The organism is Pseudaquabacterium inlustre (assembly GCF_038066595.1).
Classification (GTDB): Bacteria; Pseudomonadota; Gammaproteobacteria; order Burkholderiales; family Burkholderiaceae_C; genus Pseudaquabacterium; species Pseudaquabacterium inlustre.
Genome location: NZ_JBBUTH010000001.1, coordinates 585,008 through 600,297 on the forward strand (window position 1 = coordinate 585,008; position 15,290 = coordinate 600,297).

The 15,290-nt window shown below is 72.9% G+C and carries 14 protein-coding genes; 7 read left to right on the top strand and 7 right to left on the bottom strand.

The window, feature by feature from the left end:
- Window positions 1-2 precede the first annotated feature (2 nt).
- The 3 genes from AACH10_RS02640 to AACH10_RS02650 are packed head-to-tail and all read right to left on the bottom strand — an operon-like array spanning window position 3 to window position 3,572.
- Window positions 3-1,298, bottom strand: coding sequence for a DUF5666 domain-containing protein (locus AACH10_RS02640; protein WP_341408798.1), 1,296 nt, complete (start codon window positions 1,296-1,298; stop codon window positions 3-5).
- Window positions 1,295-2,200: a DUF6502 family protein gene (locus AACH10_RS02645; protein ID WP_341408799.1), complete on the bottom strand. Its 906-nt coding sequence runs from the start codon at window positions 2,198-2,200 to the stop codon at window positions 1,295-1,297. The genes AACH10_RS02640 and AACH10_RS02645 overlap by 4 nt, the downstream gene beginning before the upstream one ends.
- A 55-nt stretch (window positions 2,201-2,255) precedes the next feature.
- Window positions 2,256-3,572, bottom strand: a complete 1,317-nt coding sequence (locus AACH10_RS02650) for a DUF5666 domain-containing protein (protein WP_341408800.1) — start codon at window positions 3,570-3,572, stop codon at window positions 2,256-2,258.
- Window positions 3,573-3,722: 150 nt separating this feature from the next.
- Here AACH10_RS02650 and dinB point away from each other — a divergent pair, with 150 nt between their 5' ends.
- Window positions 3,723-4,883 (top strand): DNA polymerase IV, encoded by a 1,161-nt coding sequence (gene dinB / locus AACH10_RS02655; RefSeq protein ID WP_341408801.1) that lies wholly within the window; start codon window positions 3,723-3,725, stop codon window positions 4,881-4,883.
- Entirely contained in the window at window positions 4,880-5,581 is a 702-nt protein-coding gene (locus AACH10_RS02660; protein WP_341408802.1) for a cupredoxin domain-containing protein, read from the top strand. Before dinB ends, AACH10_RS02660 begins: the two co-directional genes overlap by 4 nt.
- Here the strand turns inward: AACH10_RS02660 and AACH10_RS02665 are convergent.
- Window positions 5,575-6,024, bottom strand: coding sequence for a YbaN family protein (locus AACH10_RS02665; protein ID WP_341408803.1), 450 nt, complete (start codon window positions 6,022-6,024; stop codon window positions 5,575-5,577). The two genes, AACH10_RS02660 and AACH10_RS02665, sit on opposite strands and share 7 nt — an antisense overlap.
- Before the next feature lie 102 nt (window positions 6,025-6,126).
- Between AACH10_RS02665 and AACH10_RS02670 the strand changes: the two genes are divergently transcribed.
- The 3 genes from AACH10_RS02670 to AACH10_RS02680 all read left to right on the top strand — a co-directional run bounded on the left by AACH10_RS02670 (window position 6,127) and on the right by AACH10_RS02680 (window position 8,809).
- Entirely contained in the window at window positions 6,127-6,621 is a 495-nt protein-coding gene (locus tag AACH10_RS02670) for a hemerythrin domain-containing protein (protein WP_341408804.1), read from the top strand.
- The gene (locus tag AACH10_RS02675) at window positions 6,622-7,578 is read left to right on the top strand and encodes a LysR substrate-binding domain-containing protein (protein ID WP_341408805.1); all 957 of its coding nucleotides are present in this window, start codon (window positions 6,622-6,624) and stop codon (window positions 7,576-7,578) included. It begins immediately after the preceding gene.
- A gap of 76 nt (window positions 7,579-7,654) precedes the next feature.
- Window positions 7,655-8,809: an alpha-hydroxy acid oxidase gene (locus AACH10_RS02680; protein ID WP_341408806.1), complete on the top strand. Its 1,155-nt coding sequence runs from the start codon at window positions 7,655-7,657 to the stop codon at window positions 8,807-8,809.
- A 13-nt stretch (window positions 8,810-8,822) separates the two neighbouring features.
- On the opposite strand, the gene AACH10_RS02685 is transcribed toward AACH10_RS02680, so the two are convergent.
- Window positions 8,823-10,526 carry a long-chain fatty acid--CoA ligase gene (locus tag AACH10_RS02685; protein WP_341408807.1) on the bottom strand — a complete coding sequence of 568 codons (1,704 nt, stop codon included), beginning with the start codon at window positions 10,524-10,526 and terminating at the stop codon, window positions 8,823-8,825.
- A gap of 255 nt (window positions 10,527-10,781) precedes the next feature.
- Between AACH10_RS02685 and AACH10_RS02690 the strand changes: the two genes are divergently transcribed.
- A complete protein-coding gene (locus AACH10_RS02690) occupies window positions 10,782-11,291 on the top strand; it encodes a putative pterin-binding protein (protein ID WP_341408808.1) in 510 nt (169 codons plus the stop codon).
- A 5-nt stretch (window positions 11,292-11,296) separates the two neighbouring features.
- Window positions 11,297-13,567: an ATP-binding protein gene (locus AACH10_RS02695; RefSeq protein ID WP_341408809.1), complete on the top strand. Its 2,271-nt coding sequence runs from the start codon at window positions 11,297-11,299 to the stop codon at window positions 13,565-13,567.
- 45 nt (window positions 13,568-13,612) lie between these two features.
- Here the strand turns inward: AACH10_RS02695 and AACH10_RS02700 are convergent, their stop codons facing one another.
- Window positions 13,613-14,536 (bottom strand): S66 peptidase family protein, encoded by a 924-nt coding sequence (locus tag AACH10_RS02700; protein WP_341408810.1) that lies wholly within the window; start codon window positions 14,534-14,536, stop codon window positions 13,613-13,615.
- Complete coding sequence (locus AACH10_RS02705; RefSeq protein WP_341408811.1) at window positions 14,533-15,258, bottom strand: hypothetical protein; 726 nt, start codon at window positions 15,256-15,258, stop codon at window positions 14,533-14,535. Before AACH10_RS02705 ends, AACH10_RS02700 begins: the two co-directional genes overlap by 4 nt.
- Window positions 15,259-15,290: the final 32 nt, after the last annotated feature.

Here is a 15,290-nt window from a genome sequence, read left to right on the forward strand (position 1 = left end):
GGTCAGTCGCCCACCCGGATGCGGGTGGCCTCCAGCACCTGGCGGTCGGTGGCCAGCTGGCCGGTGACGCGCAGCTTCACGCCCACCGCCAGGTCGGCCAGGCTGCCCTTGTCGAACACCAGGTCGCTGCGCGCCAGGCTGACCGTGGTGCTGCGGCCCGACACCTGCACCACCATGCGCAGCGCCACGCGGTCGATGCTGGTGACGCTGCCGCGCAGCTCGAAGCTCCGGGCCTGGTCCTGCGCCTCGACCTCGACCCGCGTGGCCACCAGCACGCCGCCGTTGAGCCGGCCGCGCACCGACACCGCGCTGCCCTGGGCCACCGTGCCGCCGCTGACGCTGGCGCTCGCGATGTCGACCGTGACACCGTCGAGCACGAAGCGCGTGGCCGACACCAGCTTGGCCACCGCCCCCTCGAGCTCCACCTCGGCGCCGTTGCTGCCGGGCAGGTTGCTCTGCGTCTGCACGCCGGTGGTCGTCCAGCGGCCGCTGCTGTCGGTGACGCCCTGCACCGCCAGCTTGACCACGCTGCCGTCGGACAGGCCTGTGGTGGAGGCCAGCACGTAGCTCTGGCCACCGATGGTGCAGGTCTGGCGCGTAGTGTCCACCGCGCTGACCGTGCCGCGCACCAGGTAGGCGCTGCCGCTGGCGGCCGGTGCGATGCGCGTGGCCTGCAGGCCGCTGCTGTCGTAGCTGCCGTAGACCTCGACCACCGCGCTGCGCGCGATGCTGGCCAGGCCCTCGGTGAAGCTGGCGTCGAGCACGGTGGCGCTGCCGATGCGCACCGCCTGACCCAGCACGCTGAGCTGGCCACTGGCCGAGACCACCGGCGGCCCCACCAGCGCACGGCTGGCGCGCACCCGGGTGGCGGTGGCGGTCGGCGTGCCGTCGGCGGCGGTGGTGATGGCGCCGGCATCGATCTGCACCACCATGCCCAGCGCCAGGCGGGTGCGGTCGAGCGCGCCGCCGTCGTCGTCCTGCACCTGGGCGGCGGCCTCGTCGAAGTGCACGCCGTTGACGACGATGGAGCCATAGCCGGTGATCGGGCCCGAGGCGTACGAGGCTCCGGTGCCCTCGATGCCCACGCCACCGCCGCAGCCGTGCAGGCTGCCCAGCAGCAGCGCCGCCAGGCCGGCCACCAGCAGCGCGGCGCCGAACGACAGCAGGTCGGCAGCGCTGTCGCGCCAGCGTGCCGACAGGCGGCCGGCCAGGCGCGCCAGCCAGCGCGCGGGGCGGCCGGAACGCGCGGAGCGCCCGTGGGGCGCGGCGGGGGGCAGCGTGGTGTCGTGGGCGTTCATCGCGGGCTTTCCGGGGCGTCGGGCGCGGGCAGGTCCTGCGCCAGCGCGTACAGGCCCAGCCGGACACGCTGGCGGGGCACAGGGGGAGGGGCGGCGCCTTCGGCGTCGCTGGCGGCATCGGCCAGGGCGGCGGCATCGCGGGCGATCAGGGTTTCCAGCGCCGGCACCAGGGCGTCGACCAGCTCGCCCCAGCGGGCGCGCAGCAGGCGGTCGATCTCGGCCACCGACGCGGCGCTCAGGCCACCGGCGAACACCGCCTGCTCGAAGTGGCGCGGCGCGTCGGACAGCACGTTGTCCACCGCGGCCTGCAGGTGGTCGCCAACGTTGTTGCCCAGGCTGCGCAGCATGCGCGCGGCGTCACCGCTGGGCACGAAGTCCTCGCGCAGCAGGCGCACCGTGTCGCGCTCGCGGTCGTGGGCGGCCAGGCCCAGGCGCAGCAGTTCGTCGAGCAGGCTGCGCGGGTGCACGTCGCGGGTGATGGCCTGGGCCAGGCTCTCGAAGCTGGGGGCCGGCCCCTGGCGCGGCAGTTCGGCCGGCGAGCCGCGGCGGTCGCAGTAGTCGCGGTGGGTGCGCCAGTGGGCGAACAGCTCGCTGGCCAGCGAGCGCTGCGGCGGCGCGGCCTGGGCCGCCCCGTCGCGCAGCTCGCCCACCAGGCGCGTCACCTCGCGCCGGTGGATGCCGGTGGCGGTGCTGATGCGGCTGACGCGCCGGTGCGGCGGCAGCGCGGCGTGCTGGCGATCGGCGGCGTCCACCAGGGCCTGCTTGAGCAACTCGTCGAGCGTGGCGTGGGTGACTCCGCGCGCCAGCGCCAGCCGGGCCAAGGGGCCCAGCAACTGGCGCAGCGCCCCGGCCAGCGCGTCGGCCGGGGCGGGGTGCGGGGGAGCGGTGTCAGTGGGGCTCACGGCGGGCGGGGTGGGTGGCGGCGCGATGCTACGCCGCCACCGCAGCCGCAAGGGGTCAGCTCTCGAACTTGATCGCCGTGGCGACGATCCGGGTGCGCGTGCTGCCCACGCCGCCGCGCACCTCCACCTTCACGCCGTTGGCCAGCGTGGCCTCGGTGCCGTTGGTCCAGGTGATGCTGCTGCCGCTGTAGTCCACGGTCACGTTGACCTTGGTGCCGACGACGACGAAGGTCTTGGCGGTGGTGTCCAGGCTGCCGACGGTGCCGTGCAGCTCGAACTTGCCCTTGCCGCCACCGCTCTTGTCGTAGCTGTCGACCACGACGCTGGTGGCCACCAGCACGCCGTTGGTCATGGTGCCCTTGACCACCACCGAGACGCTGGCCGCCAGCGTGCTGCCGGTGGGCGTGACGGTGGCGCTGCTGGCATCCACCTTGACGCCGGCCACGGTGAAGCTGGTGGCCGAGGTGAAGCTGCTGATGTCACCGCGCACGGACACGGTGGTCACGGTGCTGGTGTCGGTGCTGACGGTGCCCTTGCCGTTGTCCACGCGGGTGGCCGTCCAGGCGTCGCTGGCGGTGGCCGGCACGGTGGTGGCCAGCGTCACGCGCACGGTCTGGCCATCGGCCAGCGTGCTGCTGACGCTGGTGGCGCTGGCGTAGCTGACCTTGGCGGCGCCGATGGTGAGGGTCTTGGCCGTGCTGTCCAGGCCGGCCACGGTGCCCACCAGCTTGTAGGCGGTGGCGCCGGTCTTGGATTCGATGCGCGTGGCCACCAGGTGGCCGGTGGCGCTGTCGGGCAGCGCATGCACCTCGATCACCGCGCCCTCGGTCAGCGCCGACAGGCCGGCGGCCAGCGTGTCGTCGAACACGGTGCTGTCGGTCACGTCGACGGTCTGGCCCAGCACGGTCATGGTGCCGGTGCTGCCGCTGACCACCAGGCTGCCGGTGGCGATGGGGCCCAGCAGCCGGCTGCCGATGCGGATGCCGTGCGCCTTGGCGGTGCGGGTGCTGCTGTCCACGGTGCTGCTGTCGACCGTGGCCGTCATGCCCAGCGCCATCTTGACGCTGTTGCCGTTGTCGTCCACCGCGCTGACGCCCGAATCGTCGTAGCGCACGCCGTTGACGATGACCGAGCCGAAGCCGGTGATGGCGCCCACGGTGTAGTCGGTGGCCGCCGTGGCGGTGCTGGTGCTGCCGCCGGCGCTGGCGGTGGCCGTGGCGTCGCCGCCGCCACCACCGCAGCCGGCCAGCACCGCCAGGCCGGCGGCCAGCAGGGCCGTGGGCAGGGCCAGGCGGCGCGACCAACGGCTGCGGCGCATGGCGGGGGAGGAGTCGGGGGCCGCGTCGTACGGCAGCAGATCGATCGGGTTCATGGCGAATGTCTCCGGTGGCAAGGGGAGTCGGAAATCGACGGAACGTGACGCGGAACAGACGTCGCGTTGCCAGTATATGTGCAGCTTGCACATTTATTCCATGAACAGGTGATGCAAACGTGTCCAGTTGTCGCGACCCACAATGCGGGCATGAACGCGCCGCGCCGCTGGATCGCCCACCTGGACATGGATGCCTTCTATGCATCGGTGGAACTGCTGCGCTATCCGGAGCTGAAGGGCCAGCCGGTGGTCATCGGCGGCGGCCGGCGCCACCAGCCCGAGCTGCTGCCCGACGGCACGCGGCGCTTCGCCCGCCTGGCTGGCTATGCCGGGCGCGGCGTGGTCACCACCGCCACCTACGCGGCGCGCGACCACGGCGTGCACTCGGGCATGGGCCTGATGAAGGCCGCCGTGCGCGCGCCCGAGGCCGTGCTGCTGCCCACCGACTTCGAGCAGTACCGCCTGTACTCGCGCCGCTTCAAGGCCGCGGTGGCCGAACTGGCACCGGTGATCGAGGACCGCGGCATCGACGAGATCTACATCGACCTCACCGACGTGCCCGGCGCCCAGGAGCCGCTGGGCCACGACCCGCACGGCGGCGTGCGGGCGCTGGCACTCGAGATCAAGAACAACGTGCGTTCGGCCACCGGCCTCACCTGCTCGATCGGCGTGACGCCGAACAAGCTGCTGTCCAAGATCGCCAGCGAGCTGGACAAGCCCGACGGCCTGGCCCTGCTGACCGAGGCCGACATCGCCACCCGCATCTGGCCGCTGCCGGTGCGCAGCATCAACGGCATCGGCCCCAAGGCCGGCGCCCGGCTGATGGCGCTGGGCTGGAAGACCATCGGCGACGTGGCCGCGCAGCCGCGCGCGCTGCTGCTGGAGCACTTCGGCCGCAGCTACGGCGCCTGGCTGCACGAGGCCTCGCACGGCCGCGACGACCGCCTGGTGGTGACCCACAGCGAGCCGGTGTCGATGAGCCGCGAAACCACCTTCGAACGCGACCTGCACGCCAAGCGCGACCGCGCCGAGCTGACCACCATCTTCACCCGGCTGGCCGAGCAGGTGGCCGGCGACCTGCAGCGCAAGGGCTATGTCGGCCGCACCATCGGCATCAAGCTGCGCTTCGACGACTTCAAGACCGTGACCCGCGACATGACCGTGGAAACGCCCACCGCCGACGCCAGCGCCATCCGCCTGGCCGCCGGCCTGTGCCTGAAGCGCGTGGACCTGAGCCGGCGGCTGCGGCTCCTGGGGGTGCGCGTGGGCACACTGCAGCGCGCGGCGCTTCTATCATCGGCGCCACCATGACGCCGTCCACCGCCCTGCCTCGCCGCGCTGCCCTCGGCCTGATCACCGCCGCCCTGTTCACCGGCGCCCCGGCGCACGCCGGCCAGCTTCAGGTGACCGTGCTGGACGCCGACGGCAAGCCCGCACCCGACGTGGCGGTGATGGTGCAGCCCACCGGCATCTGGCCCTCGCAGCCGCTGCCCGAGCCGGTGCCCATCGTGCAGCAGGGCAGCAAGTTCCTGCCCTATGTCACCGTGGTGCCGGTGGGCGCCACGGTGCGCTTCATCAACCGCGACCGCTACGACCACCATGTGCGCTCGCAGCCCGGCGGGCCGCTGGGCAGCATCGCGCCGGCGCAGCAGTTCGAGTTCCGCCTGGCCGCGCTGCGCGGCGGCAAGGAGGCCGCGCAGGATCTGAAGGCCGAGAACCCCGGCGTGGTGACGCTGGGCTGCCACATCCACGGCTCGATGCGTGGCCACCTGGTGATCAGCGCCTCGCCCTGGACCGGCGTCAGCGACGAGCGCGGCCGCGTCACGCTGGCCAACCTGCCCGATGGTCCGGTGCAGCTGCGCCTGTGGCACCCCGACCAGTTGGTGGAGCAACCGGTGCAGCGCGTGCAGGCCAGCGGCAACGCCAGCGTGGACGCCACGCTGAACTTCGCGCCCAAGCCGCGCCGCGCCCCGCCGGCGCCGCCGCGCGACTACAACACCACCTACTGACCCGCCGGCGGCTGCGCGCGCGCACTGCCGCCCGGGGGCCGGGTGGGCAGCCGCCACATCCAGAAGGCCACCGCCGCACAGCACAGCGCCGGCACCCAGCACCAGCGCAGCGGCAGCTTCAGGCCGCCGATGGTCGAGCCGATGGCCATCATCGTCCAGGCCAGCTGCTTGGCGCGCAGCGGGATGGCGCGGCTGGCGCGCCAGTCGCGCACCATCGGCCCGAAGCGCGGATGGTTCAGCAGCCAGGCCTCGCAGCGGGTGCTGCCGCGCGAGAAGCAGTACGCCGCCAGCAGCACGAAGGGCGTGGTGGGCAGCAGCGGCACGAAGATGCCCACGATGCCGGTGACCAGGCTGGCCACGCCGGCCAGCAGCCACAGCACGCGCAGCCACAGCGGGTGGCGGCGCAGCAGGCTGGGCGCGGCGGCGGCGGGCGGCGGGTTCACTGCCGCGATGCTATCCGCGCCGCGGCCTTGCGCCGACGCAAGCCGCCGGCCACCGCGCGCCTGCTACGCTTGCGGCCTTCCCCAACGTTTCGCACCCCTGCCATGCCCGCACTCGCCTGGAGCCCCGAACTCGCCCTCGACCACCAGCGCATGGACGCCACGCACGAGGAGTTCGTCGACCTGCTGGCCCAGGCCGACGCCGCCCTGGCGCAGGACGAGGCCACGCTGCTGGCGCGCTGGACCACGCTGTGCGAGCACACGGTCGAGCATTTCGGCCAGGAAGACCGCTGGATGCAGGCCACCGGCTTCGCGCCCGAGAACTGCCACGCCTTCCAGCACAAGGCCGTGCTCGACGTGATGCTCGAATGCGGCAAGCGCGCCCGCGAGGAAGGCGACTTCGAGCCGCTGCGCGTGGCCGTGGGCGAGCTGGCGATCTGGTTCCCGCAGCATGCGCAGCAGATGGACGCCGCGCTGGCCCAGCACATGGCCCTGGTGGGCTTCGACCCCGAGACCGGCGAATGCAAGGTCGCGCTGGACGCCAACGGCGAGCCCATCCTCGAGCCGATCACCGGCTGCGGCGGCTCGTCCTGCAGCTGAATGCGGCAACCGGCCGCCGGATACGGCGCCCACCCGCACGACCTGCGCTTTCCGTCCATCGACGGCCTGCGCGCCTTCGAGGCCGCGGCGCGGCTGGGCAGCTTCGAGCGCGCGGCCGAGGAACTGGCCGTCACCGCCAGCGCGGTCAGCAAGCGCGTGGCCACGCTGGAAGACCTGCTGGGCACGCTGCTGCTGAACCGCGGCCCCAAGGCCCTGGTGCTGACCGCGCCGGGCAAGGAATACCTGCCCCAGGTGCGCGCGGCGCTGCAGCTGCTGGCCACCGTGCCGCTGCACCAGCGCCGCGGCCCGCGCCAGCAGCGCCTGCGCGTGACCACGCCGCCCACCTTCGCGCGCCAGGTGCTGGTGCCGGGGCTGGACGCCTTCTGCGCCGCCCACCCCGACATCGAGCTTGAGGTGCTGCTGTCGATTCCCTACCTGGACGGCTCGCCGCACGACAGCGACATCGAGGTGCGGGTGGGCGATGTCGAGCAGCTGCCCGGCGCCCAGGTGCTGCTGGCCGACCGCGTGGTGGCCGTGGCCGCGCCCGCGCTGATCGCGCGCCTGCCACCGCTGCGCAGCCCGGCCGACCTGGCCGGCGCGCCGCTGCTGCGCACGCCGCTGGAGCCCTGGACGCCATGGCTGCGCGCCGCCGGCCTGCCCTGGCCCGAGCCCACCACCGGCCCCAAGCTGGTCGATCTGGGCCTGACGCTGGAGGCCGCCGTCTGCGGCCAGGGCCTGACGCTGGCGCGCCCCACGCTGGCCCGCCAGTGGCTGGACGCCGGCACGCTGCGCCCGCTGTTCCCGCACATCACCGTGCCGGCCACGCAGGACTACCTGCTGCTGCCGCGCGCCGGCAGCCTGAACCAGGACGCGGCCGAGCGCTTCGCGCACTGGCTGCAGGGCCGCTGCGCCGCGCTGTCGGCCCACGCATCGGCCTGGCTTTCCGGTCTGGCCTGAACAATCTTCCGGCGCGGCGGCACGCGGCGCGGCTAGCATCCCCGGCTGACCCCAGCCCTGCCGGAGAGCCGACCCCATGCCCGTGATCACCTGCATCGAAGACCTGCGCGTCCTGGCCGAGAAGCGCGTGCCGCGCATGTTCTACGACTATGCCGACTCCGGCAGCTGGACCGAGGGCACCTACCGCGCCAACGAGCGTGATTTCCAAGGCATCAAGCTGCGCCAGCGCGTGGCCGTGAACATGGAGAACCGCAGCACCGCCACCACCATGGTGGGCCAGGCGGTGAAGATGCCGGTGGCCATCGCCCCGGTGGGCCTGACCGGCATGCAGCATGCCGATGGCGAGATCCACGCCGCGCGCGCGGCCGAGAAGTTCGGCATCCCGTTCACGCTCAGCACCATGAGCATCTGCTCGATCGAGGACATCGCCGAGCACACCAGCGCGCCGTTCTGGTTCCAGCTCTACATGATGCGCGACCGCGAGGCCATGGGCCGCATGATCGACCGCTGCAAGGCCGCCCAATGCAGCGCCCTGGTGCTCACGCTCGACCTGCAGGTGATCGGCCAGCGCCACAAGGACCTGAAGAACGGCCTGACCGCGCCGCCGCGGCCCACGCTGCGCAACATCGCCAACCTGATGACCAAGCCCCGCTGGTGCTTGGGCATGGCCGGCACCAAGCGCCACACCTTCCGCAACCTGGTGGGCCATGTGAAGGGCGTCAGCGACATGAGCAGCCTGGCCGCCTGGACCAACGAGCAGTTCGATCCGCGCCTGAGCTGGCCCGACATCGCCTGGGTCAAGGAGCGCTGGGGCGGCAAGCTGATCCTCAAGGGCATCATGGACGTCGAGGACGCGCAACTGGCCGTCCAGAGCGGCGCCGACGCCATCGTGGTCAGCAACCACGGTGGCCGCCAGCTCGATGGCGCGCCGTCCAGCATCAGCGCGCTGCCGGCCATCGCGGCCGCGGTGGGCGACCAGATCGAGGTGTGGATGGACGGCGGCATCCGCAGCGGCCAGGACGTGCTGAAGGCCTGGGCCCTGGGCGCGCGCGGCACGATGATCGGCCGCGCGATGGTCTACGGCCTGGGTGCCATGGGCGAGGCCGGCGTCACCCGCGCGCTGCAGATCCTGCACAAGGAGCTGGACGTGACCATGGCGTTTTGCGGCCACACCCAGCTGCGCCACGTGGACCGCCAGATCCTGCTGCCGGGCACCTACCCGACGGCCTGACCTGGCCGGCGCCTCAGGCGCTCTCCTTCTCCTGCAGCAGGCGCCACATCACCTTGCCCGAGCCGCTCTTGGGCAGGGCGTCGACGAACTCGACGCTGCGCGGCACCTTGTAGGCCGCCATGTGCTCGCGCGCCCAGGCGATGATGTCCTCGGGCGTGGCGCTGCCGCGGGCCTCGGCGCGCAGCACCACCACGGCCTTGACCGACTCGCCGCGGTAGGCGTCGCGCGTGCCGATGACGCAGGCCTCCTGCACCAGCGGGCACTTAAAGAGCAGCAGCTCCACCTCGCTGGGCCACACCTTGTAGCCGCTGGCATTGATCATGCGCTTGAGGCGGTCGGTGATGAAGAAGTAGCCCTCCTCGTCCATGCGGCCCAGGTCGCCGGTGCGGAAGAAGGTCTTGCCGTCGAGCTCGATGAAGGCGGCCTTCGTCGCCTCGGGGTGGCCCCAGTAGCCCTTGAACACCTGCGGGCCGCAGCTGACGATCTCGCCGGTCTCGCCGATGGCCACTTCCTGCAGCGTGTCGGGGTCGATCACGCGCGAATCGGTGCCGATGATCGGGATGCCCAGGCACTGCAGCTTGGCCCGCTCGGGCGGGTTGGCGTGAGTGGGCGCGGCGGTCTCGGTCAGGCCGTAGCCCTCGGCGAAGTCGATGTTGAACTCGCGCTTCAGGCGCTCGGCCACGGCCTGCGGCATGGCCGCGCCGCCGCCCGACACGTACTTCAGGCTCGACAGATCGAAGCTGGCGTAGTTCGGGCTGCCGAACAGGTCGATGATCATCGTCGGGATGCAGGTCCAGTGCGTCACGCGATGGCGGCTGATGATGCGGCCGGCCAGCTCGCGATCCCAGCGCGGCAGGATCACCGTGGTGCCGCCCCCGGCCACCGAGCCCAGGCAGCCGTAGATGAAGCCGGTGATGTGGAACATCGGCACCACGCCCAGGCCCACCGTCTCGGGGCCGGCATGGCCCCACACCCCCCCGCCGACCACGTTGTGCATCAGCGTGCGGTGGGTGTGCATGCAGCCCTTGGGCAGGCCCGTGGTGCCGCTGGTGTAGGGCAGTAGGGCCAGGTCGTCGGGCCGCGCGGCATGCACGCCAGGCACATGGCCGGCGGCCAGCGCGTCGGCCCAGCGCGTGACCTGGGTGCCGCCGCCCACCGAGGGCGGCAGCACCGGGTCGGCCATCAGCCAGTCGAGCACCGGCTGCGACGGCCGCTCGGCATCGTCCAGCACCGCCGGCATGGCATCGGTGAAGCGGGTGGCGACGATGTGCTGAAGTTGCTTGTCGGCCGGCAGCCGGCCGTTGGCCTCGGCCACGATGGCGGCCAGGTCGGCGGTGGTCAGCACCACCTTGGCGCCGGGGTCGGTGATGTAGTGGCCGAACTCGTCGGCGCGGTTCATCGGGTTGACCGGCACCACCACCGCATCGGCGCGCAGCACGGCATGCACGGCGATGACGAACTGCGGGCAGTTCTGCATGAACACCGCCACGCGGTCGCCCTTGCCCACGCCATGGGCCTGCAGCCAGCCGGCCAGGGCCTCGGCCTGGCGCTTCAGGTCGCCAAAGGCCAGCGGCTGGCCGAAGAACAGGTAGGCCGGCTTGTTCGGGTAGCGGCGGGCGCTGACCTCGAGGTTGAACCACAGGCTGGTCTCGGGCAGCACCAGCTGGCGCGGCAGGCGTTTGGGCCAGATGGCCTCGTGCGGACGGGGAGCGTTCATCGTCGGACGGGAAGAATCGGTGGGTGGCCGCCGAAGCGGCCGGGACGGTGGCGGGAAATCAAGCCAGCAGGCGGGTGCCGCAGCGGAATACGGCACCGACCCCTGGGTGTACCGCAGCGCGTCTGGCATGGGCATCCCCGCGAACCCGCGAAATGTCACCCGCGTGACGCGGCCTGAAACGCAGGGCGGAATATCGCGTGCCGCACGGCACGGCGGCGCGGTACCATAGGGTTTCGCTTGTTCGAGACCGCGCCGATGTTCCGACGTCGTCTGCTGGGCCTTGGCGCCCTGACGCTGTTCAGACCCGCCGCCACCTGGGCGCTGGAGAATCCGCAAGGACCGGTGATCCTCACCGTGTCCGGCCGGCTGCGTGGCGGCAACCGCGACGGCCAGTCGCTGTTCGACATGGCCATGCTCGAACGCCTGCCGCAGGCCACGTTGAACACCCAGACCCCCTGGTACCCGCAACCGCGCCGCTTCACCGGCCCGCTGCTGCGCGACGTGGTGGCCGCCGCCGGGGGCCGGCTGGCCGAAGGCAGCAGGCTTCGCGCCGCGGCACTGAACGACTACGTGGTCGAGATCCCCGGCGAGGACGCGCTGCGCTACGACCTGGTGCTGGCCCGGCTGATGGACGACAAGCCCATGCCGGTGCGCGACAAGGGGCCGCTGTTCATCATCTACCCCTTCGACGCCCACCGCGAGCTGCGCAACGCGGTGTACTACAGCCGCTGCGCCTGGCAGCTCAAGTCGATCGAGGTGGTGTGACCGACATGCGCGACCGCCTGGCCACCCGGCGCGACAGCGTCGCGTCGCAGCGCGTGTCGCCCTGGTTCGGCATCGTCGGCCTGGTGCTGCTGGCCACGCTGCTGGCGGCGGCCTTCGTGCAGGCGCGGCAGTTCGCGCTGCTGAACCTCACCGTGCAGTACCAGGACGACTACCTGGTGCTCAACCTGTACCAGGTGGAGACCGAGTACCTGCGCCTGCGCGAGCAGTGGCCGCACGACGGCGAGACGATCGACAGCGCGGCGCTGAAGCTGCGCTACGACATCTTCCTGTCGCGTATCGCGCTGCTGGACAACGACCGCGCCCAGCGCCTGCTGGGCCACTCGCCCAAGTCGGCCGACGCGCTGGCCGCGATCGATCGCTTCACCCGGCGCGCCGACCTGTACCTGGGCGACGAGGCACGCGGCCAGATCAGCCCGCAGGCCGCCGGCGCGATGCTGGCCGACCTGCGCGCGCTGGACGCACCGATCCACCAGATGATGCTGGACGCCTCGCACCGCGTGGCGGCCCAGGTCACCGAGCGGCAGGAGAAGGTGCGCCAGCACAACCGCATCGGCCTGGCGCTGACCGGCTTCCTGGTGGCCATGGTGATGCTGTTCGCCGGCCTGGCCATGCGCCAGATGCGCAAGCTCGACGAGCGCCACCAGCGCCTGCAGAGCCTGGCCGACGAACTGCGCGACGCCCGCATCGACGCCGAGTCCGCCAACGACGCCAAGAGCGAGTTCCTGGCCGACATGAGCCATGAGCTGCGCACGCCGCTGCACGGCCTGCTGGGCATGCTGTCGCTGGTGAAGGATTCGCCGCGCGATCCGCGCGCCGCCGAGTGGCTGGGCGTGGCCGACGACTCGGCCAACCACCTGTTGCGCCTGCTCGACGACATCCTCGACCTGTCCAAGCTGGAGTCCGGCACGCTGCGCCTGGCGCCGCAGCCGGTGCACCTGGCCACGCTGCTGCGCGAGGTGCATGCGCTGCTGCAGCCCACGGCCCAGGCCAAGGGCCTGGTGCTGCAGGTGCAGGCCGCCGAGGGCATGCCGGTGCACCTGATGCTGGACGCCACGCGGGTGCGCCAGGTGCTCTACAACCTGCTGGCCAATGCCATCAAGTTCTCGGAGGCCGGCGCCATCGTGCTGCGCTGCGGCCGCGAGGCCACCGACGACGGCACGCCGCGCCTGGTGTTCGAGGTCAGCGACACCGGCATCGGCATGGACCGGCAGACCATGTCGCAGCTGTTCCGCCGCTTCGGCCGCGCCGACGACCCGCGCGCGCGCCGCCAGACCGGCACCGGCCTGGGGCTGGCCATCTCGCGCAACCTGGCGCGGCTGATGGGCGGCGAGATCGCCGTGCGCAGTGCGCCGGGCGCCGGCAGCGTGTTCAGCTTCCACTGCCCGCTGGAAGCCGCGCCGCCGCCCACGCGCGACCCCGCGGCGCTGCCCAGCGGCCCGCTGCGCGCGCTGCAGGTGCTGGTGGCCGAGGACCACCCGGTCAACCGCCTGTACATGGCGGCACTGCTCGAGCGCCTGGGCCATGTCGGCCACTTCGCCGAGAACGGGCTCGAGGCCCTGCAGGCCCTGCAGGCGCAGCCCCCCGGCCGGCCCTTCGACGTGGTGCTGATGGACGTGCACATGCCGGTGATGGACGGCGTGGCCGCCATCGAGGCCATCCGCCAGCTGCCGGCACCGCTGCGCGACACGCCGATCGTGGCGCTGACCGCCGACGTGTTCGCCGACACCCGCGAGCGCTGCCTGCGCGCCGGCGTCAGCGAGGTGGTGGCCAAGCCGATGAGTCTGGCCGGCCTGCAGACGCTGTTCGCGCGCCACTTCGGCACCGCCACCGAGCTGCCCCCGGCACCGCTGGCCCGCCCGGCCTCCGACGGCCCGGGCGACACGGCCGCGCTGATCGACCATGCCACGCTGCGCAACGTGCGCGAACTGATGGGCGCCGACCAGCTGCCCGGGCTGTACGGCGGCTTCTTCGAGCAGGTGGACGATGCCGCGCGCCGCATGCGCGAGGCCATGCGCGAGGCCGACCCCGAGGCCTTGCGCCGCAGCGCCCACAGCGTGAAGGGTGCGGCGCTGAACCTGGGGCTGGCGGCCCTGGCCGAGGCCGCGGCCACGCTCAGCCGCGATGCCAGCCAGCTGGGCGCCGCCGCGCTGGCCCTGGCGCTGCAGCGCTTCGACGAAACCGCCGCCGCCAGCCGGGTGCTGTGCCAGAGCGAAGGCCTGCTGGCCGCCTCGCAGGCCACGGCGTCGGCGCCCTGACGCGATCTGGCGTGCCCGGACGCACGCCCAGGCCGCCCAGGTCGCTCAGGCCGGCCGCAGCATGTCCTGCAGCAGCGTCAGGTGGCCCGCGCCGGCATCCAGCCGGGCCTGCACGCCCAACGGCAGCGGCTGGTGGGGCGTGCCGTGGCCGCTGGGCCAGCCCGCCAGCACCGGCTTGCCCAGGCTGCCCAGGTGGTCGCGCAGCACGGCCTCGTTCTCGGCCGCGGCTTCGCCCTCGGTGAAGCTGCCCAGCACGAAGCCCGCCGCCGCGTCCAGCACGCCGGCCAGGCGCAGCTGCAGCAGGCAGCGGTCGATGCGGTAGGCCGGCTCGCCCACCTCCTCGATGAACAGCAGGGCCCCCTGGGCCTGCGGCTGCCAGCGCGTGCCGCACAGCGCCGCCAGCAGGCTGAGGTTGCCACCCAGCAATCGCCCGCTGGCCACGCCGGGCAGGCACCAGGCATCCGGCAGCAGCGGCGGCGCCAGCCGGTCGCCGGCACGCAGGCCGTCGCGCAGCAGCGTGAACAGCGCCTGCGCATCGGCCTCGCGGCCGGGCAGCAGCAGGTCGGACGCCGGCATCGGCGCATGCAGCGCCGGCCAGCCCAGCCGGTCGAGCAGCAGGTGCAGCGCCGTGATGTCGCTGTAGCCGATCAGCAGCTTGGGATGGCGCGCCAGCCGGTCGACGTCGATGGCCGGCAGCAGGCGGCCGCTGCCATAGCCGCCGCGCAGGCACCACACGGCATCCACCTGCGGATCGGCGAAGGCGTCCATCAGGTCGGCCACGCGCAGCGCGTCCGGCCCGGCCAGAAAGCCCTGCCGGGTATGGCAGCCGGGGTAGAGGCGCGCCTGCCAGCCCTGGGCCTGCAGCAGCGCCGGCACGGCGGCCACGCGCTCGGGCAGCGCCGGCCCGGCCGGGGCCACGACGGCCACGGTGGCGCCAGGCGCCAGGGTGCGCCAGACCGGCGCGCTCATCGCGCCACCGCCAGCGCCGACAGCGCGTACAGCCAGGCGAACGACAGGCCCACGAAGCCGAGCAGCAGCGGCACCAGAGCCAACCCGCTCCAGGGCCTGGGCAGGCGCGTGGCCAGCCGCGCACTCAGGCGCTCGAACATCACGCCCGCCAGGCCCAGCACGCCCAGCGCCCACGGATGGGCCCAGGCCAGCGTCAGGCCGTGCCACAGGCCATCCCAACCGGGCCGCCCGGCCAGCACCACCGCCGCCGGCACGAAGACGAAGGGCAGGCCCGCGCCGTGCATCACCAGCTTGAAGGCCAGGAAGTCGTGCTTCGCCGGCGGCGCGTCGCGCAGCACGTTGCCGAAGAAGAAGCGCAACGGCACCGTGCCGGCCCGCCGCCACAGCAGCACCAGGCCCGCCGCGAAGGCCAGCAGCGGCCCCAGCGCCAGCGCCGCCTGCGAGGCCGGCGGCTGGGCCAGCGCCTGGGTGCCGGCCTGCCACATGGCAAGGCCACTGGCCGCCGGCCCGGCCGCCAGCAGCGCCGCGATGGCCAGCACCGGCGCCTGGCCCAGACTGGCCGCCCACAGCTTGAGCACGAAGCCCACGCGTGGCACGAACATCAGGCTCTCCACCACCAGCAGGTAGGCCAGCACCAGGCCCAGCCAAGCCCAGGGTGCGGCGGCCAGCAGTTGCAGGGCCTGGCCCAGCGCCCATACCACGTCGCTCAGGTTCATGTGCATCGGCGCAGTATCCCCGGCCGGCGGCTTGACCG